Here is a 20954-nt window from a genome sequence, read left to right on the forward strand (position 1 = left end):
CACGGATTAGTCCACTAGTGTGATCGTATGTGCGGACGCTATGCCACCTTCACCAGACTCGATGAACAGCCCGGCCTTTTTGACCTGGACTTCATAACCGAGGGCGTGAAAGAACGCCCCGTGAACTACAACGTGGCACCCACCACGAATGTCCCAATCATTGTGGAACGCTACGACGACACCCTTCATCGCGAAGCCCACCTCGCCCACTGGGGTCTGCTCCCACCCTGGGCTAAAGATCGTTCCTTTTCAGCAAAGATGATCAACGCACGAAGTGAAACTCTGGCCGAGAAACGCTCGTTTGCGCCCTCGCTGAAGAAGCGTCGTTGCATCGTTCCCGGCGATGGCTACTACGAGTGGAAGAAAGTCGGTAGCCAGAAGCAACCGTACTACATCACCCGAAAAGACGGGCAGCCGCTCGCCTTCGCCGGCCTCTACTCGTGGTGGAAGGACGGCGATGAATGGATTCTCAGCACAACGATCATCACCGAGGCCGCCGTCCAGCTTGCCGACATTCACGAACGAGTCCCCAGCATCCTCGACCAGGAAGACTTCTCCGACTGGCTCGACCCTCACCAAGAGAATCCCGATGCGGCACTCGAGATTCTCTCCCACCCCAATCCGGAACTTGTTGCGATCCCCGTGCGCCACGATATTGGCAAGGTCGGTGTCAACACTCCAGACAACATCGTTGAGATCCCTGCCTCCGACGTCATCGGATAACCAGATAGGAGATCGAGCCGTCCCGCTGGCTGGGGCTGCCAAACTCGATTCGATAAACGAAAGTGGCGACCACATGGCCGCCACTTTCGTTTATCGTTTCTTCTCTTGCTTCAGCAAACTCGTTTGAGATTGCGCTAATCCAGCTTCGTTCGAGCCGGTTCATAGAATTTCGACTGACTATCTGAGGCCGTAACTCTCAAGCCATCAAATTCGGGCTACAGATCGTTTGAGTATTGGCGCCTGCGCAGGTTGATGAGGGCAGTGCCGACCAGGACCGCGTAGATGATGATGGCGATGATGAAACCGGTATGGAGGAAGTCGGTTGAGATGACCGCACCACCGATGAGGAGCACCTGGAGGGTGATGGCGGGGCCCGTTGCGAACCGCACCTGCTTCCACACGGCAAGCGCGATCCCTGCGAGCAGGATGGCGATCACGAGCATGAAGATTCCCAAGGTGGTGTCACTGCCGTCCTCGGTCACCACAGTTTCTCCGGATAAGCCCGAGACCAGCACAGTTATCGACCAAATACCCAAAATGAGCGCCTCGAGACCAACTCCGATTGCGGCTAGGCCACCTGCCCCTAGCGACTTTTCATTCATCATGTGCCAATACTACCTATCACTGCCTGTGAGATAATCCACCGGTGTCGATCGGCTCAACACTCTTTACCGTTCGCGATCCTCGTGACAAGGTAATGAACTAGATGTTCAGCCGGCCCGGTGCCGGATACAAGGAGACGATTACATATGGATTGGCGCAATCGCGCGGCTTGCCTCACTGAAGACCCCGAGCTGTTCTTCCCGATCGGCAATTCCGGTCCTGCGCTCGCCCAGGTTGAGCAGGCGAAGGCCGTATGCCACCGTTGCGAGGTCAGCGAAACCTGCCTCAAGTGGGCGCTCGAAACGGGCCAGGACGCCGGTGTCTGGGGCGGCATGTCTGAAGAAGAGCGCCGCTCCCTCAAGCGCCGCAATGCCCGCGCTCGTCGCGCCTCCTAGATAGAGACTTTGAAGTGGTGGTGGCGCAATGTCACCACCACTTTTCTGTCCCAACACCAGTATTTCTCTCCAACCTGGAGTACTGCATGGAAGCAGTGGGTGGTGTGTGAACGTGCTTTAGTCGCGGTGCCTCATGTTGGCGTGAATGGTGACAACCGTGCCTTCTTCCGGTCCGGGGCTCCAGTTGATAGTGCCGAGCAGGTCGGACTTGATCATCGTTTCCACAATCTGAGTGCCAAGGCCCGAGCCGTGCTGGCCCTCCTTGATACCAATGCCGTTGTCAGTAATGACCACGTCGAGCTGCTCCCCGTGGCGATCCGCCCGCACGACAATCGCACCGTCACGGCCCTTGAGACCGTGCTCGACAGCGTTCGTAATAATTTCGTTCAAGACCACCGCGAGCGACGTTGCTTCTTCTGAGTGGACCCGACCGAAGGATCCCTCGAAGCTTGTGGTTATCTGTTGACCCGTCGCTGCGACTCCCGCCGCTAACCTCATGAGGCGAGCAAATGTCTCATCAAAATCGACCTTGTCCGCGCCGGTGCGGGCGAGCGCTTCGTGGACCATCGAGATGGTGTAGATGCGACGCTGAGCATCAACAAGATTCTGCTTCGCACCGGGGTCTTCCACTCTCCTGGACTGGAGGCGGAGCAGTGCAGAGACGGTTTGGAGGTTATTTTTCACTCGATGATTGATTTCCCTAATCATCGCGTCCTTCGTCATGAGCTCGCGCTCGGACCGTCGCAGTTCGGTGACATCGCGGCACATGAGCATGGCACCGGTCCGCGTACCCCTGTCGCGCAGAACAATCGCACGGAGGGAAACAACAACCCCGTAGGATTCGACTTCGGATACCCAGGAGCCCTTACCCAGGAGCACGACCGGCAGCATCTCATCCGCCGAGGAGCCGTACTCCATCCGGTCCGTCACTAGCTCGGCAAGCACTCGCCCGGGTAGGCGCCCCCGCACCCCGAGCCGGTGGAAAGCGGAGATCGCGTTGGGGGACGCGTACAGAACCACGCCGTCAGCATCGAGGTGAATAAGTCCGTCCGACACGCGGGGCGTGCCGTGACGAAGCCCGGACGGCATCCCATCCGCTGGGAACTCTCCCTGCGCAATCATCGTGAGGAGGGATTCGGTGATTTCCGAATAGTTCCGTTGCACGGCGTCGGGTTGGCGTTCTGTGCGATCATCCTGCGCCACGACGAGCGAGCCGATAATCTTCTCGCTCGGTGTGACGATGGGGACGATCCGGAAACGCACGTGATCAACTCCGGTCTGGAGAACGTTACCCGTTTCCAGGCATCGCCGCACGGGCTTGTATACCGTGTCGGGAACCTCGTTTCCGACCACGTCCTCCCCCTCAACAGTTCCCGCGGTCGCGGGACGGCAGTGAGCTGCAATGATCAGTCGTCCATCCGTTGTGGGGAGAACAATGAACAGGTCGGCAAAGGTGACATCGGCAAGCGGATGCCAGTCGGCTACGAGATGGTGGAGATGTTCCACGCCCTCAGCGTCGAGGGTCCCGGCCTGATTTATCATGTTGGAAAGCGTTGGCACACCGCTAGCCTAGCCCGTCCCGACAGGAGAATACATGCGAGTAGAACGCACAATCTCATATTCCGCAGATCTCGCCTCAGTTCAGCAGTCCTACATATCAACAGAGCTTGCGCAGGCCCGCGCCAAGACAGGCAACCTAGCGCAGCCCAAGCACGTCATCTCAAATGAAGACACGACCCCGCTGGCTGTCACTTCCCTCATGGTGCCCGCCGACAAGCTCCCAGAGAAGGCTCGCCGACTCATCAAGCGCGACATCAACGCCACCATCACCCAGCAGTGGGATGGGACTGGACCGGACAGCGCAACAGCGCAGTTCACGGTGGATGCTGGTTCGCTCCCCGTTTCGGTCACACTCACCCAAACACTTCGTCAGGACGGAGACACAACCTCGTGCACGTTCGCGGGGGACGTCAAGGTCAACGTGCCCTTCGTTGGTGCGAAGCTCGAGCAGATCGCGGTCTCTAAAGTTGATGAACTCATCAACGGTGACCAGAAGCTTGTCGAGCAAATTATGGCGAGCAAATGAGGGCCGTCCGCACCGGGGTACGCGAATGGATCGCAACCAACGATCGCGGCGCGATCGTCAAAGTAGGCGATGCCGAAGCACCCGATGTTTTCTCACCCGGGGAACTCCTCCAACTCGCCGCGGCAACGTGTACCGGTCTCTCCATGGACCACAGGCTCACCTACGCACTTGGTGAGGACATTCAGGTCTCCCTCGAAGTCGAACCGGTCCGTGTGGAAGAAGAGAACCGCTACTCCGCAATCAACACCACGTTCTCCCTTGATCTGTCCTCTCTCCCCTGAAGAACTCGCAAAGCTCAAGGACAGGGTGAATGCTGCGGTGGAACGGTCCTGCACCGTCGGACGCACCCTCGAAGCATCAGCCGAATCAACCTTCGAACTCGTCAGCCGCACGCCGCAGGTAGACGCACCCTAGGTAGTTCAGCCAACACTTTCAATCAATACAATCAGGTTTGGGACCGGCTTGAAGCCGGTCCCAATCTCTTTCTCTGCCTCTTCCACCACTCAGCCGATTCGCCACTCTGTCATTTCCCCTCTACCTCTACTTCCTTCACACTTTCCCTTTACTTCCTCCCTCAGTTTTCCGCACATCTTTCACCCCTGCCCCGCCACCGGAATCCTTCTCCGTTGCCGGAACCCCCACCATTTTCCAGCCCATCCAAAGTTGATTCGCTGCACATCGTTCATCTTGAGCGAACTACACTCAACTTTATTTGACTCGCATCGAAGCTATTTCCATACTGGTATCAGCAGGTCCGATAAGACGGACCACCGAGAGGAAGAGAGAGAAAAATGGCACGACGTAACGACCCCTTCCAGGACCTGGAACGCCTGTTTAACATGAACATCAGCCGCCCCACCGGGCCGGGAATGCCGATGGACCTGGTGCGCACCGGCGAGGAATACCTCGCTGAAATCGACCTGCCGGGAGTCGATCCAGAAACGATCGATATCGACATTGACGACCGCACCCTCACGATCCGAGCAGAGCGCAAGCCCCGCGAGGGTGACCTCGAGTGGCTGACCAAGGAACGCCCCACCGGCACCTTTGCTCGCCAGCTAACCCTGGGCCCCGGAGTTGCCGTGGACAAGATCAATGCAAACTACGAGAGCGGCGTCCTCACCCTGACGTTCCCCGTGGCAGATGAGGCCAAGCCTCGCAAGATCTCCGTCACGACGAACCCGTCAGATAGCAACACGATTGACGCCGCCTAACAGCTACATCGCTCCAATCACGCACGACTCTGATAGTGAGTAGTCGCTGATTCTGTGCCCCGTCCCCCAAAGTGTGGACGGGGCACAGTCATGTGAAGGCACCTCGCGAAACCTATTACAACCCTCTGGCGTGTTCCCTGCGTACTCACTCTGTGCTCACTCTGTACCCGGTACGGTCGGGCCTGGGACTCACGCGAGAGGTACAACTGGCTTAGACTGGGCGCGTGAACACTGCGTATGAAGATCTGCTCCGACACGTCCTCGAAAACGGGAACCGCAAGACGGACCGCACCGGCACCGGTACGCGCTCGGTGTTTGGGCACCAGATGAGGTTTGATTTGGCGGAGGGATTCCCTCGGATCACCACGAAGTTTGTGGCCATGAAAGCAGTCAAGGGTGAGCTTTTGTGGTTCCTTCGCGGGGACACCAATATCAGGTGGTTGCAGGAGCGCGGCATCACCATCTGGGACGAGTGGGCCGATGAAAACGGCGAGCTCGGTCCCGTGTACGGATACCAGTGGCGTTCGTGGCCGACCCCTGATGGTCAGCACATCGATCAGATCCAGCGGGTCATTGACCAGCTCATGAACACGCCGGATTCACGGCGGATCATCGTCTCGGCATGGAATGTGGCGGACCTGGACGAGATGGCTCTCCAGCCGTGCCACACGATGTTCCAGTTTTACGTGGCTGACGGAAAACTGTCCTGCCAGCTCTATCAGCGTAGCGCTGACCTCTTCCTCGGGGTTCCGTTCAACATCGCCTCCTACGCACTGCTCACCCATATGATTGCCCAGCAGGTCGGCCTGGAGGTTGGGGAGTTTATCTGGACGGGCGGTGACTGCCACATCTACGACAATCACGTCGAGCAGGTGAAGGAGCAGCTCTCGCGCGAGACACTGCCCTTCCCCACTCTGGATCTGAAGAAGGCTGCCTCCATCTTCGAATACGACATGGACGATATCTTCACGGTCGGATACGAGCACCACCCCGCGATCAAGGCCCCGGTGGCGGTATGAGCCTCGTGGCGATTTGGGCACAGGCCCACGGCCGTGCAATCGGCAGGGATGGAACAATGCCGTGGCATCTGCCTGAGGACCTGGCGCACTTTAAGCGCATGACTACGGGACACCCTGTCATCATGGGGTCCCGTACCTACGATTCGCTAGGCGAAAAGTACCGGCCGCTCCGGGGCCGCCGCAACATAGTCATAACCCGGTCGAACCGGGAGTTCCCCGGATGCGAAACCGTGTCATCGCTCAAGCAGGCGCGGGACATGTTTGCGGATGAGCTGGCGTGGATCATGGGCGGGGCCCAGATCTACGAGGCCGCCATGCCCTACCTCGATGGCATTGTGGTGACCGATATTGACATGGAGGTGGAAGGAGCAGATGCCTTTGCTCCCCCGCTTCCGGACTGGGACGTGGTCGGCGCGGAACCGGACCGCGGTTGGCTCACCTCAAAGAATGGCCTTCAGTATCGTTTTACCGCGCTCGCAAAGCGAGGATCCTCCCCCTGGGACAGTGACCCCTTCCTCACGTCCTAGGATCTCAGGGACGGATCAGGGAAATACCTGATTCATCGGATAGCGTGGCCTTGGTTAACTGGTTGAGCAGGCCGATACTCAAGGAGAATCCTCATGTCCACGCCCACGTCAGCGTTCACACGCGAACTCGCCCCCATTCCCGATCCCGTCGTTACCGTCCACCAACTCACCAAGACATTCGGCATGGGAACAACTCTCGTTCCCGCATTGCGCGGCATCAACCTTGATATTGGCAGGGGCGAACTCACCGCCATCATGGGGCCTTCAGGGTCTGGCAAATCCACCCTCATGCACTGCATTGTTGGCCTCGAAGCAGCAACCTCCGGCACCGTCACCATTGACGATAAAGAAGTGACGGCCATGAAAGAATCCCAGCTCACCAAACTACGCCGGGACAACATTGGTTTCATCTTTCAGTCCTTCAACCTCGTCCCCACCCTGACTGCCCGGGAGAATATCAATCTGCCGGCAACCATTGCGGGCAGAAAGATCGACGAGGACCGTTTCAATCAGGTGATCGAAACGGTGGGACTTGCCGATCGACTCGACCACCGGCCCTCGGAACTGTCCGGCGGACAGCAGCAGCGAGTGGCATGCGCCAGGGCCATGGTCGGTTCACCGGATGTGGTGTTCGCCGACGAACCCACCGGTAACCTCGACTCCACCGCAACCGAGCAGATCCTCAAGTTCCTCCGCACCTCCGTGGACGAACTCGGCCAGTCCGTTGTCATGGTGACGCACGAACCGGATGCTGCGGCCTGGGCAGACAGGGTCGTGATCCTGCGTGACGGCCAGATCCTCGGAGAACTGCGCAACCCCACTCGTGACTCTGTGCTTGATGCGCTGCGGGATGGTCGCTAATCATGTGGCAGGTGACGATGCGCGGTATTCGCGCGCACATTGGACGGTTTTTTCTCACGGCCATGTCGGTCATGCTTGGCATCGCCTTCCTCTCCGGCACCCTCGCCTTCCGCGAGGTTCTTGGACAAACCTTTGAAGAACTCACGGCCAGCACCTCCGGTGTCGACCTCACGGTGCGCGGTGAAGCCGTCGATTCCGATGATCCATTCACGGCCGGCAACGCTCCCATTTCCATTGACACAATCGCCGAGATAGAGAAGGTTGAGGGGCTTGCTGGGGCGTACCCGCAGTATTCGGGGAACGCCATGATCTTCGATCACGACTCTCAGCCCGCGAACCTCGCGCAAGCACCCGCCCTTGCCTTCAACTGGATCGATGAGCTTGACGACGACATGCTCATCGAGGGCCGCAACATTGAGGCCCCGAACGAAGTCATCATCGAGGAGTCGACCGCCGAGAATTCTGGGCTTAAGGTCGGTGACGAGACCGTGCTCCTCATCGGTGGGTCACCAATGGATGTTGAGGTCGTGGGTGTTGCTACCTTCGGCACGTCCATAGCCGGCGCCTCGGTGACGTTCCTCCAGGAGGATCTCGCCGCACAATACTTCAGTTCGAATGGCATGGTTTCCGAGATCACGGTCGTGGCAGACGATGATCCGGTTGCCGTTCAGGACCGTCTCCAAGAAGCTCTGTCTAACGAGTACGTGGTCATGACAGCGGAGGAAGTCCAGGCGGAGTGGGATGAGCAGATTTCATCCGTTCTCGACATGATCAACACCTTCCTCCTGATCTTTGTTGCCCTCGCGCTCGGCATTTCGATCTTCATCATCACGAACACGTTCCGGATCTCCGTCAAGCAGCGGCAGAAGGAATTTGCACTCCTGCGTGCCGTGGGAGCATCCCCACGGCAGGTCTTTAGCGTGGTCTTTATCCAGGCCATTGTTATCGGACTCATCGGCTCCGTGATTGGTGTTCTTGCTGGGCAGGGTCTTGTTCTTGCGATCCGGGCTCTCCTGGAGTCGTATGGCATGTCGCTCGATGCGGATCTCATCATGACCCCGGACATCATCATCACCTCAATTGTTATCGGCGTGATCGTCACGATCGTGGCGGCGCTTCTGCCGGCCCGTAGTGCCGCTCTCATTCCTCCGATTGAGGCCATGAGGGAGACGTCGGGAGCCACCGAGAAGTCACTGAAGTTCCGCACCATCGCGGGAGCTATCACGCTCACTATTGGCGTTGTTGGCTTCGTCATGGGTTCGTTCCGAATGACTGGCCAGTCTGGTTTGTTCCTCGGAATCGGTGCGGCCCTGATCATGATCGGGCTGATCGTTCTCATTCCCGCTCTCATCAAGCCCGCGGTGTGGGTTCTGGGGTGGCCGCTACGCAAGCTTTCCCCGGTGCTCGGCAAGGTTGCATCCGAGTCCACGGTTGCCAGCCCCCGTAAGACCGCGTCCACGGCCTCCGCCCTCATGATCGGTGTTGCCCTGGTCGCAACGGGTGCCACGCTCGCCACCTCGGTCAAGGCCTCCGTGGCCGACATCATCGAATCATCGGTCACGGCCGATCTCATCGTGACAACGAATGCTGGGGTCGCCGATCCCGGTGTCGGTGTGGAACGAATGATGGACGTGGAGGGGGTCGAATCGGTCGATTCTTCTCTCAAGACGGGCCGCGCCTTCATTCCCGGCGATCAGCCCACACCGCTGTACGCTGCCGCCCTGTCCAGCTATGTTTCCGGTGCTACGGGACTCGAGTACGTCGAGGGCAGCTACGAGAGTCTCGACGGGGATTCGATTGCGGTTGGTGACTGGTTTGCGGAAGACCAGGACCTCTCCCTCGGAGACGAGCTGCCGCTGACGATGAGCGACGGCACGACAAAGACGTTCACGGTGGACGCGATCATTTCGACGGAGATCGTGATGTCTTATATCTACGTCACGGAGGACGTATTCTCGGAGCTTCAAACGGACCAGGTCACAACCGCAATCATCCTCATCGATGTTGCGGACGGTGCCGATCTTGAGACCGTGAAGCAAGAAGTCATCGATTCGGTCGCCGATCTCTATCTCTTCCAGGTCTTTGACAAGGATGAGTTCGTTGGCCAGGTCGCAGCCAGCATCGATCTCGTACTCACCATGCTGTACGCGCTGCTTGGGCTCTCGATTGTCATTGCCGCCCTCGGCATCGTCAACACCCTCTCCCTGTCCGTTTCGGATAGGACACGAGAGATCGGGCTCCTCCGAGCCATCGGACTCTCGAAGGGTGGGGTGCGTGGATCGATCGTTATCGAATCAATGATCCTCGCTCTTCTCGGCGCCATCATCGGCATCCTGGTCGGTGTCCCCCTGGCCCTTGGCCTCAACACCTACCTCGCTGACGATTCAACCCTTGTCAACGTGATCCCCTGGGGAACCCTCGGCACCATCCTCGTCCTCGCGGTGATCGTCGGCGCACTGGCGTCGGTCTTGCCCGCGCGGCGGGCTGCACGCCTTGACGTGCTCGATGCCATCGCAACCGAATAGGACCGAATAGGAAAGATGCAGACTTGTGCCCGTCCGCGCTCGCGGGCGGGCACTTCTGCGCTGTGAGCTAATTTGTAGGATCGTTCACGAAATGACCCGGCTCGGATTATCAGCGTCACGTCTTGTCCGCAAGCAATTCCAGGCCTTCTTTGTCAACCAAAAATCCATCCCTGAAGAAAAGCTGACTTTCCACCGATAAATTCATGTGTTCACAGAGATCTAAGGCAAGACTGTTCCAGACATCACATGCACCCAAAGTCACATAGGTGTTTTTCGCGCTGGCAAGTTTTTGGGGCCTTTTCTTCGCCAAGGAATTGAGATATGTGAAAACACCGGGCGGGACGACATTTATCGGCATAGGGTGATGAAGTACCTCAAATTGGCAAGGAAACGGTTATTCGCCCGAGGGTGAGTAACGGCCACATGATGTCTAGCGAGAGGCCCGTCGATGTCCGATAACTCATCGAATCAGCCACCAGGTCGTTTTTTGGGTGGAGACTCCAACCGGAAGAATCCCGAGCCTGGGGGGCTCACGGGAGAGAGCCAGGAAACTGCGCCCCTGACCGAGACTGAAGTAAAGGCTGATCGGGCCGCGAAGAAGGCCGACCGCAAGGCTCGTTCAGATAAGTCATTCCTGGGTCATCCGCGCGGCCTCATGACTCTGTTCAGCGTGGAAATGTGGGAGAGGTTCTCGTACCTGGGCTTCCAGGCGATCCTCGTCCTGTACCTGTCCGATGCTGTGGCCAACGGTGGTCTTGGCTATTCGGAAGATGTCGCTTCCTCTGTCGTGGCCGCCTATGGCGCACTCCTCTACCTGCTCTCGATCGTGGGTGCCTGGATTTCTGACCGCATGACGGGAACGCATCACGCGGTCCTGTGGGGTGCGATCGTCATTGCGGGTGGTCACATCCTCATGGGTATCCCCACGGAGTGGGCAACCTGGGGTGGTCTCGGCCTCATCATCATCGGCACCGGCCTGCTGAAGCCCAACATCAACTCGATGGTGGGTGAGCTCTACGATAAGGGCGATGAGCGGCGCGATGCCGGGTTCTCGATCTATTACGCGGGCATCAACATCGGTGCTTTCGCCGGCCCGCTCGTTGCTGGCTGGCTCGGCCAGACCTACTTCTGGCATGCGGGCTTCATGGCTGCAGCTGTTGGCATGGTGCTGGGTGTTATTCAGTACCTTGTCGGCTCCCGCCACCTCGCCGGCCGTTCCCGCGGTCAAAAGATTCGCCGGAACTTCCAGATGGACGCAACGATGTGGCGTCTCATCGGCCTGGTTGTCGTCGTCATCGCTATAGCCGTTGCCTTCACCGTCGCCCAGGACGATGTCCTGACGTCCTTGGTCGATATCATCACGGCGCTCACGATTATCGTGCCAGTCATTTTCTTTGTCTGGATGTACCGCTCCCCAAAGGTCACCCCGACCGAGCGCGGTAACCTCCTCCCCTACCTTCTCCTCCTGTTCGCCCTCGTTCTGTACAACCTGCTGTACTTCCAGTCGGGCAACACCCTCAACCTCCTTGCCCTCAACGGGGTTGATAACTCGGTCTTCGGCTTCGACTACCCGTCGACCTGGTACATCTCACTAGCCGCAATCGTCGAGATCATCATGGGTCCCGTCCTTGCGTGGCTGTGGATCAAGATGGGTTCAAAGCAGCCTCATGTCGCCGCGAAGGTCGGTATCGGTGCCGTGTTTGGCGGCATCGGCTTCCTCTTCGTTGCCCTCGGTGCCAGCATCACCCCCGGTGGTGCGCTCATGTCGGGCGTCTGGCTCGTCATCTGCTACATCTTCCTTGGCATGGGTGACCTCACCCTGCAGACGTCCGGCATGTCGGCCACCACGAAGCTCGCTCCCCGCGCTTTTGCTTCCCAGACGATGGCTCTCTGGTTCGCTGCCATGGCTCTTGCCCAAGGCATCCAGGCACAGATCGTGCAACTCTACGAACTGGAGAACTCGGTGACCTACTTCGGTATCCAGGGACTCGTAGTGCTGGGCTACGGCCTTCTGCTCGTTGCCCTCACCCCGTACCTGAAGAAGCGCATGCACTCGGTGGCATAGCACCGAAAGGTGCGAGCCGCACGAATAACTGAATATGCCAGTCACAGCTCATTAGGCCAGTCACGAATTGAAAGGAAACCATGAAATACGTCAAGGATTTCCCCTACGAAACACGGATCGTTGAGGATTGGATCCCGCTCTCGGATGGTACGAGGCTGTGGATGAAGGGATGGTTCCCGGTCACGGACGAACCGGTCCCTGCACTGCTCGAATACCTGCCGTACCGGGCTGGGGACTGGACTGCCCCGCGCGACCACGAACGCCACCCGTACTATGCGGGGCACGGCTATGCCTCCATCCGCGTCGACATTCGCGGACACGGCAACTCCGAAGGCATCCCCGGTGATGAATACGATGCTCAGGAGCATGCTGATGGCGTCGAAGTTATCAACTGGATTGCGGAGCAGGACTGGTGCACGGGCAAGCTCGGCATGTTCGGCATCAGCTGGGGCGGATTCAACTCCCTCCAACTCGCCGCCCTCCGCCCCGACCCCCTCAAGGCCATCGTCACCACCTGTTCGACCGATGATCGGTACGACAACGACGTGCACTACTTTGGGGGCTCACTCCTTGCTGTCGACATGCATGCCTGGGCCTCGACGATGCTCGCCTTCGAATCCCGCCCGCCGGACCCGCGCGTGTGGGGAGATGATTGGCTGGACCAGTGGAAGGAACGCCTGAACGGCATGGAGCCGTACCTGGATGAGTGGCTTGCCCACCAAACCAGGGACGAGTTCTGGAAGCACGGCTCGGTCTGTGAAGACTACGATTCGATCGATGCGGCGGTCATGGCCGTGGGCGGCTGGTACGACCCCTACCGTGACACTGTTCTGCGCCTGATCGACAACCTCTCTCAGCGTGGCAAGAATGTGCGCGGCCTACTCGGCCCTTGGGCCCACCAGTACCCGGACCGCGACATCAAGCCCGGCCCCCACATCGACTTCCTCGGTGAAACACTGCGCTGGTGGGATCACTGGCTCAAGGACGAAGATACGGGTGTTATGGAGGATCCGCTGCTGCGCACCTGGATCACCAATCCCCTGCCGGCCGAGACCCATTACGACGAGATTCCGGGACGCTGGGTTGCCGAACAGTCCTGGCCCTCCCCTCAGATCACCCCCACCAAGCATGACCTGGGCGGATCGAACATCACTCCCCCGGTGCACGACGGGGCGGCGTTCATTCACTCCCCCCAAAACACCGGTACCGGTTCGGGACGCTACTTCCCGTACGGGAACACCGCCGACCTGCCAACCGATCAGCGTGAGGACGACGGGCGTAGCACTACGTTCGACATTCCCGTAACCGAAACATTCGAGATTCTCGGCAACGGCAGTGTTGATCTGCGAGTCAAGTCCCCCACCGAGAAGGGGCAAATTTATGCTCGCCTCGTTGACGTGGCACCCGACGGTTCCGCAACCCTTGTAACCCGAGGCAACCTCAACCTCACCGCCCGGGAGGGCCGCGACAAGGTGGTTCCCATGCTCGAGGACTGGGTGGACGTCTCCTTCCCACTCACGGGCATTGGCTACCGTTTTACGAAGGGCCACACACTGCGACTCTCGCTGTCCACCGCCTACTGGCCGTGGATCTGGCCTCAGGCCAAGGCCGAGGGACTGTACGTGGATCCTACCCACTCTTCTCTTACTCTTCCGCACCGCACCATCCCTGTCGCAGGTAGCGAGCAAGAGAAGCTGGACTCCTCGGTCTCCTTCGGCAGCCCCGTGCAACCCGTTCCCCTCGATGTGGAATACCCGGAGGCTGGTCGAGCAGGTAGCAGGAGGCCCGAGCGGCTCATCTCCCACGACGTGGCGGCAAAGGAGACGATGCTGCAGGCCGATCCGAACTACGGCGGCACCCGCATCTACCCCGACGGCCTCCACTTCACCGAGGACTCGGTGGAACGCTACTGGATCAACTGGGACGATCCCACCACCGCCCGCACCGAGGCCGAATGGATTGTTGCCCTGGAGCGCCCCGAAATCGGTTGGAAGGCTTCCCTGACTGCCGATACAAGGATCCGCTGCGACGAGGAGAACTTCTACACCCAGTCAGTTGTCACCTGCTACGCGGATGAAGACAAGATCTTCGAGAAGGAATGGACAAGAACCATCCCGCGCGAAGCTTCCTAATACGCAACGTTCTTGACGTCGCTTTGACCGGCTGACGCCTAACATTGTGTGAGTTACGTGGTGGTGCAGGCCTACGGCCCGCACCACCACGTAACTTCTGCCAAAGTGGGGCGTTCTTCCCAGCAAGTGCCGGGTTCTATACTGTGGGCGTGACTTCTTCCCTGTTTGAACCCGCCCGGCAAGCACTCCACGGCCACCTGTTCTCAAGAAGTATTGACGAGTCGTCGATTCGGTACCGGTACGAGCATTGCCTCCGGGTCGGTGCGATTGGGCGGACGGTTGCGCTCGCGGAGGGCCTGGATGCTGATCTGCTCGAGCTTGCCTGTCTCCTTCACGACATCGGGAAGTTCGATGCCACGGTGGCCGTTGATCACGGCAGGGCTGGTGCCAGGATCGCGAAATCGATTCTGGACGGTCTTGGGCTAGGGGAAGCAGAGCAGCGTGAAGTCCTTCAGGGGATCGCGATGCACACGGATGGGAAATGGAACTACGACCAGGACTCCCCCGATCATCCCGGCTTCGATCTGTTCACGGCCCAGCCCTCGGTGCTATCCCGAAGCGTTGGAGATTGCGACAACGTTGATCGATACTCACTCCTGCGGATCCATGGCACGATGAACTGGGTGAAGTTCTCAGAAAAGACCACCCCGGAGGCGCTCTCCTGGATCGATGAATACCTTGCGCACCTTGACCGCGAGCGCACCTATGTTTGCGCAACCGAGACAGCGCAGGAGCTGTGGATGTCGGCACTGGATGATCATGAGCAGTACTTCACGAGGCTCGCCCAGCAGCTGAAGTCCGGACTGACTGCGTAGGTTTGTACCTCCACCGCCGTCCTCTCAACCAATGAGGTAGGCGGGCTCAAACAAGTCGGTAGGTGGTGGTGTTCCGGCACTGTTGCCGGGCCACCACCCTCTCAATTTCATGTAAAGAATGCTGGCAGCCTGTAGGAGACTGCCAGCATTGCTTCACGCCAAATATTGGGTTTAAGGACGAGAGCGTTTCTTCCATGGCGCCGGGTGGCTCTTAAACCAATGGGTTAGTAGACGAGCGGAACACCGAGGTCGCGGAAGCGTTGGCGGATGGCGTCAACGCTCTCGTTACCGGGCGGTTCGACGCCATCGAGCTGGTAGTTGAGTCCAAGCGTTTCCCACTTGTCTCTGCCCATCTGGTGGAAGGGCAGGACTTCGAGTCGTTCGACGTTGGGCCACCTTGTGATGATCTTGGCGACCGCGTCGATGTTCTCGGGTGCGTCCGTCCATCCCGGCACCACAACGAACCTGATCCACACATTCTTGTTGGCCTTGGCGAGCCTGTCACCGAAGTCGATGGTGGGTTGGAGTTCGCGTCCCGTCAGTTCTCGATATGTTTCGGGGATTCCTGACTTGACGTCGAGGAGAACAAGGTCGAGATCGTCCAGGTCCTCGTCACGAAAGTAGTGCCCGAGGTTGCCAGAGGTGTCGATCGCGGTGTGAATATCGTGCTTCTTGGCTTCCCTCAGAATGGATTTGAGGAAGGCCGGTTGCATCATCGGTTCGCCACCGGAGATCGTGAGCCCGCCACCACTCGCCTGGAAGATCCGCCGGTATCGGAGCACCCTTTTCATGATGTCGTCCACCATGACAGGTTCCCCGTCCTTCATTTTCAACGTATCGGGATTGTGGCAGTAGAGGCACCTGAGGGGGCAGCCCGCTAGGAATAGTGTCATCCGGTTGCCCGGGCCGTCCACTGCTGTGACGAGTTCCCACGAGTGGACGGAGCCGAGGCGTCCTTCACGGACCGCCTGGAAGTGCTCGCTGCGGGACAGTTCGGGGGCGGGCGTGAGTCCGTCGATACCGGAGCCGGCGGTCCGAGGCACCTCGATGTCGAGGGCCTCGGGGGCCGCTAGGCCGGTCACACCGTCCGTCATACGCGATCGTGGAAGGTGCGGGAGATAACGTCGAGTTGCTGTTCCCTCGTCAACCGCACGAAGTTCACGGCGTATCCGGATACTCGGATGGTTAGCTGGGGGTACTTCTGCGGGTTCTCCATGGCGTCGTACAGCGTGTCCCGGTTGAGGACGTTGATGTTGACGTGGAAGCCCTGCTCCACCATGTACGAGTCCAACAGACCGACGAGGTTCTTCACCTGCTCCTTCAGGTCACGGCCGAGTCCCGAGGGCACCACCGTGTTGGTGAGGGAGATGCCGTCCTGGGCTTCGGAGTACGGGAGCTTAGCAACCGACAATGCGGAGGCGAGCATGCCGTGGGTGTCGCGGCCGTTCATGGGGTTCGCACCCGGTGCGAACGGCTCGCCGAGGCGGCGACCGTCGGGGGTGTTGCCCGTGTTCTTGCCGTACACGACGTTCGAGGTGATCGTGAGGACCGACTGGGTGTGGAGCGAATTGCGGTAGGTGGGGAGCTTGCGGATCTTGTCCATGAAGCTACGAACCAGTTCAACAGCGATCTCGTCCACGCGATCATCATCGTTACCGAAGGTCGGGAAGCCGCCCTCAACCTCGTAGTCGGTAACCAGTCCATCCTCGTTGCGAACGGGCTTGACAGTCGCGTACTTGATTGCGGAGAGCGAGTCGGCTGCGACCGAGAGGCCGGCGATGCCGCAGGCCATGGTGCGCAGAATGTTCGCATCGTGCAGCGCCATCTCAATCCGCTCGTACGCGTACTTGTCATGCATGTAGTGAATGCAGTTGAGCGCATCAACGTAGGTCTGGGCAAGCCAGTCCATCATGACATCTAGCTTGTTACGAACATCCTCGTAGTCGAGGACATCGCCTTCGACGGAGGGCATGATCGGGGCTACCTGGGTGCCGGAGATCTCGTCACGACCACCGTTGATCGCGTACAGGAGGGTCTTAGCAAGGTTGACGCGAGCTCCGAAGAACTGCATCTGCTTACCGATCGCCATGGCCGACACGCAGCAGGCGATGCCGGCGTCGTCGCCCCAGCTATCCTTGATCAGGTCATCGGATTCGTACTGAATCGCTGAGGTTTCGATCGAGGTGCGTGCACAGAAGTCCTTGAAGCCCTGCGGGAGCTTGTCCGTCCAGAGGACCGTCAGGTTCGGTTCCGGTGCGGGCCCCAGGTTGTGGAGGGTCTGGAGGAAACGGAACGAGTTCTTGGTGACAAGCGGGCGACCGTCGTGCCCGATGCCGCCGATCGATTCGGTAACCCAGGTCGGGTCGCCGGAGAACAGCTCATCGTATTCCGGGGTGCGGAGGAATCGAACAATGCGCAGTTTGATGACGAAGTCATCAATGATTTCCTGTGCTTCTGTCTCGGTGATGATGCCGGCCTGGAGGTCACGTTCAAAGTAGACGTCGAGGAAGGTCGAGGTGCGGCCGAGGGACATGGCAGCGCCGTTCTGCTCCTTCACGGCAGCCAGGTAGGCGAAGTACAGCCACTGAACTGCTTCCTTGGCGGAGCCTGCGGGGCGGGAAATATCATAACCGTACGACTGCGCCATTTCCTTCAATTCACCCAGTGCGCGGATCTGTTCGGCCAGTTCTTCACGGTCACGGATCACGTCCTCAACCGAACGCTCATCGTCCAGCGCTGCCTTCTCAGCCTTCTTGGCTTCGATCAGGTAGTCAACACCGTATAGGGCAACGCGGCGGTAGTCACCGATGATGCGGCCGCGACCATAAGCATCGGGGAGCCCGGTCACGATGTGGGAGGAGCGTGCCCTGCGAACGCTGGGCGGGTACACGTCGAAGACACCCTGGTTGTGGGTCTTCCGGTACTTGGTGAAAACGTCCTTGAGGAAAGGATCAACCTCATAACCGTAGGTCTTGAGAGCGCCTTCCACCATGCGCCAGCCACCATTCGGCATGATTGCGCGCTTCAGCGGGGCATCGGTTTGCAGTCCAACGATGACTTCGTTGCCTTCATCGATGTAGCCGGGTGCATGAGCTGTGATCGTCGAGGGAGTGGTGGCATCAACGTCGTAGACACCGCGTTCGCGCTCTTCGGGGAACATTCCGGAGAGGATCTCCCAGATCTTCAGAGTGCGTTCGGTAGGACCGGCCAGGAACGAATCGTCACCTTCGAAAGGGGTGTAGTTCTTTTGGATGAAGTCCCGAACATCAACGTGCTCATTCCAGGCTCCCGATTCAAAGCCCTGCCACGCCTTAGTTTCGTCAATAACGCTCATTACATTCCTTCCCGATCGGGCGGGTCACGCCCTTCTTCGTCGATATTTCAAGGCTATGGACGGGGAAGAAGAAAAACGTGGGCGGGAAGTCCTAGATCCGATTAAAACCGGGTAAACACGTGCGTGCGTTTTGTCACCAATCAGGACTTACGGCGCCACACGAGAAGGGCCAAGTGGCGTAATAGGACGCGTGCCACAGCAAGCATCTACGGGATGGGAAGAAGGCTCTCAGCCGATTCGCTGGGCGGCTTCGCGGTAGCGCTCGGCGGCACCCGCGACCTGATTGTTGTAGTCGAGGGACCGATTGTAGGACCAGACAGCATCCACCCACTCCGCATCATCGGCCAGCGTCCCACCGTGGCACAGGTGCCGAGCAGCGGTGAGAACGGCATCGTCGATCTGCTGGGGATCGGACTCACCATCCCGGTTACCATCGGCCCCGAGATAGGCCCAGGTTCCGGGTATGAACTGCATAGGCCCCATCGCGCGATCCCACTCATCATCACCATCGAGCACTCCCCCATCGGTGTCCGGCACGGCAGCCGACCTACTCCCGTCGAGGGGAATGCCGAACATGTGGGGAGTCTGGTAGCCATCACCATCGATGTGCCCGCCGTGAAGTGTGCCGTGTCGGGATTCCACGTATCCGAGACCGGCGAGAGTCGACCAGTCCACCTGGCAGCCGCCACCGCTCTGCGTGAACGCAATTTCCGCCCCCGCATATGCCCTCAAGACCCGGGGAGGAATTCCGGTCACGTCCGCAACCTGACCAATCCATTCGTCATCGACTAGTTCGGCGATTCCGTATTCGCCAAAGTGCCGATCATTCCCCACCGCTTCGACGCGCTCTTCCTGAGGGGAGACAAGCTTGGGTTCTTCCGGTCCCGAATCTGGTTCGACTCCCTGGAGCGCTACTGCGATTCCGAGGAGGCAGCTCACGGACAGGATGGCTCCGAGAACTGATCCGCGAGAACTCTTCTTTGTCACACTCACCTGCCCTGCCCCAGTGATCCGGTCTAGTCCCCTAATCAACCCCTCCAATTCAACAGTGCCTACCGCTCCCCGGCAATTGGGCACCGCGTGGGAAACGGAACAGCAAACAGGGTGGTGGCCCCGGTATATGCCGGGGCCACCACCTACCCTGACACTCCGCAGATAGGTGCGGGTGCCGAGTTATTTAGCTTGCGAATTCCCTGTCAGCTTCCTTCAGCGCACCGTAGAGAGCCTCGACGGTTTCGCAGGTATCGGCCGGAGGCACGTAGTTGTTGGTCAGTTCGCGTAACTCGGCAAACACCTGATGATCATTCTCCGTCTCGGCGCCTACCGCATCGGTCAGTTCCCTGACGCGTGCCATTTCCGGGTGATGGGGTCCGTGCACTCGTTCAACGATGGGCGCGAGCTCACGGGCTTTGGCTAGGGTTGTCACGATTAATCTCCTTCACTGTCGTTGCCCCCATTATTCGATTGACGCCCCAGATAGGTCCTTGACCCCGATCAATTTCCGATCGTGGCCCCACTCACGCCGTGGAAGTGCTCGCCTCCCCACCCTGACCGCCATCAAGCCATAACGCCGTCTCCCGTATCACTCAGGGACTGCTCCTGTGCTGGCTGGATGAAGCGCCGCATCTCTATCTTGTTTGTAAAAGAGGTGATCCCCGGGCTTTATCGCTCAGGGATCACCTGTCATTCATGAGGGCTTGATCAGCTCCAAATCAGTTCTTGAATGTCACCCAGTTCAGATCTTGCCCATTTCGGCGCGCTTTTCTGCCTGGAATACGTCCTCGACGCGGCCGTAGGCCCAATATCCGGAGATGGAGAGGCGCTCGCGCGGAATCTCGAGATCAGAGAAGACTCGTCGGAGCTGCTTCATAGCATCGCGCTCACCGTGAGCAAACACGGAGATGTTCCCCTTGTCCTTCAGGTCGAGGGAACGCACGCGCTTCGCGAGGGCTTCGGGGTCGTAGTCGTTTCCGCCTCGGACGATCCAGTCCAGCGTGATGCCGGCAGGATGCTGGACGTTGACAACGTGTTCGGACACCTCGACAACGACCACTCCGCGAGCATCCTCCGGCAGCCTTTCGAGACTTGCTGAGATAGCGGGGAGGGACGATTCGTCACCCACAAATAAGTGGAAATCGCTGGTCTCATCGGGCGACCATTTGCCGCCGGGACCCATGAATTGGATCATGTCACCGATACTGCAGTTAACTGCCCAGGGGGCTGCCACCCCCTCATCGCCGTGGATAACAAAGTCGAGGGCGAGGCGCTGACGATCGTGGTCCACCCAGCGCACGGTGTAGGTGCGGGTCTTGGGCCACTTCTCCCGAGGCTCCTCCTCCCTCATCTTCGTCACATCAACCGGGCTGGAATACGGATTGCCATCGGGATCAAAAACGATTTTGACGTACGCCTCAGGGAGCCCGTTGTCGCGGAATGCGGGGAAATTCGAACCACCAACGATAAGTCGAAGCATGTCGGGCGTCAACCACTCCTTGGACAGCACCTCGAGGTGAGTGGTGGGGCGGTTTGGGCGATTATTCGTCATACCTCTCCTATCAAGTTAGGGCTACCTAACTCTATGCGGGCGCGTCCCGGTTTACCATGAGCCATGTCACGAACATGGATTTGGTGAACTTGCTGCACCTGTTTCTTCGC

General features: G+C 59.0%; 19 protein-coding genes. 12 read left to right on the forward strand and 7 right to left on the reverse strand.

What is annotated here, in order from left to right; translation table 11 throughout:
• Positions 1–27 precede the first annotated feature (27 nt).
• On the forward strand, positions 28–723 hold the full coding sequence (locus BN1241_RS03980) for an SOS response-associated peptidase (RefSeq protein ID WP_054952426.1): 696 nt from the start codon (positions 28–30) through the stop codon (positions 721–723).
• Between the two features lie 215 nt (positions 724–938).
• Here BN1241_RS03980 and BN1241_RS03985 read toward each other — a convergent pair whose 3' ends face one another.
• Positions 939–1328 carry a hypothetical protein gene (locus BN1241_RS03985; RefSeq protein WP_054952427.1) on the reverse strand — a complete coding sequence of 130 codons (390 nt, stop codon included), beginning with the start codon at positions 1326–1328 and terminating at the stop codon, positions 939–941.
• A gap of 144 nt (positions 1329–1472) precedes the next feature.
• Between BN1241_RS03985 and BN1241_RS03990 the strand changes: the two genes are divergently transcribed.
• A complete protein-coding gene (locus tag BN1241_RS03990; RefSeq protein ID WP_054952428.1) occupies positions 1473–1721 on the forward strand; it encodes a WhiB family transcriptional regulator in 249 nt (82 codons plus the stop codon).
• A 117-nt stretch (positions 1722–1838) separates the two neighbouring features.
• Here the strand turns inward: BN1241_RS03990 and BN1241_RS03995 are convergent, their stop codons facing one another.
• Positions 1839–3263, reverse strand: a complete 1425-nt coding sequence (locus tag BN1241_RS03995) for a sensor histidine kinase (protein ID WP_230198260.1) — start codon at positions 3261–3263, stop codon at positions 1839–1841.
• 52 nt (positions 3264–3315) lie between these two features.
• Here BN1241_RS03995 and BN1241_RS04000 point away from each other — a divergent pair, with 52 nt between their 5' ends.
• The 10 genes from BN1241_RS04000 to BN1241_RS04050 all read left to right on the forward strand — a co-directional run bounded on the left by BN1241_RS04000 (position 3316) and on the right by BN1241_RS04050 (position 14965).
• Positions 3316–3807 (forward strand): DUF2505 domain-containing protein, encoded by a 492-nt coding sequence (locus tag BN1241_RS04000; protein WP_054952430.1) that lies wholly within the window; start codon positions 3316–3318, stop codon positions 3805–3807.
• Positions 3804–4088 carry a hypothetical protein gene (locus BN1241_RS04005; protein WP_054952431.1) on the forward strand — a complete coding sequence of 95 codons (285 nt, stop codon included), beginning with the start codon at positions 3804–3806 and terminating at the stop codon, positions 4086–4088. Before BN1241_RS04000 ends, BN1241_RS04005 begins: the two co-directional genes overlap by 4 nt.
• Before the next feature lie 510 nt (positions 4089–4598).
• A complete protein-coding gene (locus tag BN1241_RS04010; RefSeq protein WP_054952432.1) occupies positions 4599–5021 on the forward strand; it encodes an Hsp20/alpha crystallin family protein in 423 nt (140 codons plus the stop codon).
• A gap of 224 nt (positions 5022–5245) precedes the next feature.
• Entirely contained in the window at positions 5246–6040 is a 795-nt protein-coding gene (locus BN1241_RS04015) for a thymidylate synthase (RefSeq protein WP_054952433.1), read from the forward strand.
• Positions 6037–6567 (forward strand): dihydrofolate reductase, encoded by a 531-nt coding sequence (locus BN1241_RS04020; protein ID WP_054952434.1) that lies wholly within the window; start codon positions 6037–6039, stop codon positions 6565–6567. The genes BN1241_RS04015 and BN1241_RS04020 overlap by 4 nt, the downstream gene beginning before the upstream one ends.
• Before the next feature lie 93 nt (positions 6568–6660).
• A complete protein-coding gene (locus BN1241_RS04025) occupies positions 6661–7428 on the forward strand; it encodes an ABC transporter ATP-binding protein (RefSeq protein WP_054952435.1) in 768 nt (255 codons plus the stop codon).
• A 62-nt stretch (positions 7429–7490) separates the two neighbouring features.
• Positions 7491–9953: an ABC transporter permease gene (locus BN1241_RS04030; protein WP_187117594.1), complete on the forward strand. Its 2463-nt coding sequence runs from the start codon at positions 7491–7493 to the stop codon at positions 9951–9953.
• 448 nt (positions 9954–10401) lie between these two features.
• Entirely contained in the window at positions 10402–12018 is a 1617-nt protein-coding gene (locus BN1241_RS04040) for a peptide MFS transporter (protein ID WP_082418201.1), read from the forward strand.
• A gap of 80 nt (positions 12019–12098) precedes the next feature.
• Positions 12099–14150, forward strand: a complete 2052-nt coding sequence (locus BN1241_RS04045; RefSeq protein WP_054952438.1) for a CocE/NonD family hydrolase — start codon at positions 12099–12101, stop codon at positions 14148–14150.
• Between the two features lie 149 nt (positions 14151–14299).
• Positions 14300–14965, forward strand: a complete 666-nt coding sequence (locus BN1241_RS04050; protein ID WP_054952439.1) for an HD domain-containing protein — start codon at positions 14300–14302, stop codon at positions 14963–14965.
• Positions 14966–15189: 224 nt separating this feature from the next.
• On the opposite strand, the gene pflA is transcribed toward BN1241_RS04050, so the two are convergent.
• From pflA to BN1241_RS04075, 5 genes are all read right to left on the reverse strand, one after another.
• Entirely contained in the window at positions 15190–16059 is an 870-nt protein-coding gene (pflA, locus tag BN1241_RS04055; RefSeq protein WP_054952440.1) for a pyruvate formate-lyase-activating protein, read from the reverse strand.
• On the reverse strand, positions 16056–18299 hold the full coding sequence (pflB, locus tag BN1241_RS04060) for a formate C-acetyltransferase (protein ID WP_054952441.1): 2244 nt from the start codon (positions 18297–18299) through the stop codon (positions 16056–16058). The genes pflA and pflB overlap by 4 nt, the downstream gene beginning before the upstream one ends.
• A 228-nt stretch (positions 18300–18527) precedes the next feature.
• On the reverse strand, positions 18528–19286 hold the full coding sequence (locus tag BN1241_RS04065; RefSeq protein ID WP_054952442.1) for a lytic transglycosylase domain-containing protein: 759 nt from the start codon (positions 19284–19286) through the stop codon (positions 18528–18530).
• A 190-nt stretch (positions 19287–19476) separates the two neighbouring features.
• On the reverse strand, positions 19477–19725 hold the full coding sequence (locus tag BN1241_RS04070; protein ID WP_054952443.1) for a hypothetical protein: 249 nt from the start codon (positions 19723–19725) through the stop codon (positions 19477–19479).
• A 309-nt stretch (positions 19726–20034) separates the two neighbouring features.
• The gene (locus tag BN1241_RS04075) at positions 20035–20844 is read right to left on the reverse strand and encodes a siderophore-interacting protein (protein WP_054952444.1); all 810 of its coding nucleotides are present in this window, start codon (positions 20842–20844) and stop codon (positions 20035–20037) included.
• Positions 20845–20954: the final 110 nt, after the last annotated feature.

The organism is Flaviflexus massiliensis (genome assembly GCF_001375495.1).
In the GTDB taxonomy this organism is placed as follows: domain Bacteria; phylum Actinomycetota; class Actinomycetes; order Actinomycetales; family Actinomycetaceae; genus Flaviflexus; species Flaviflexus massiliensis.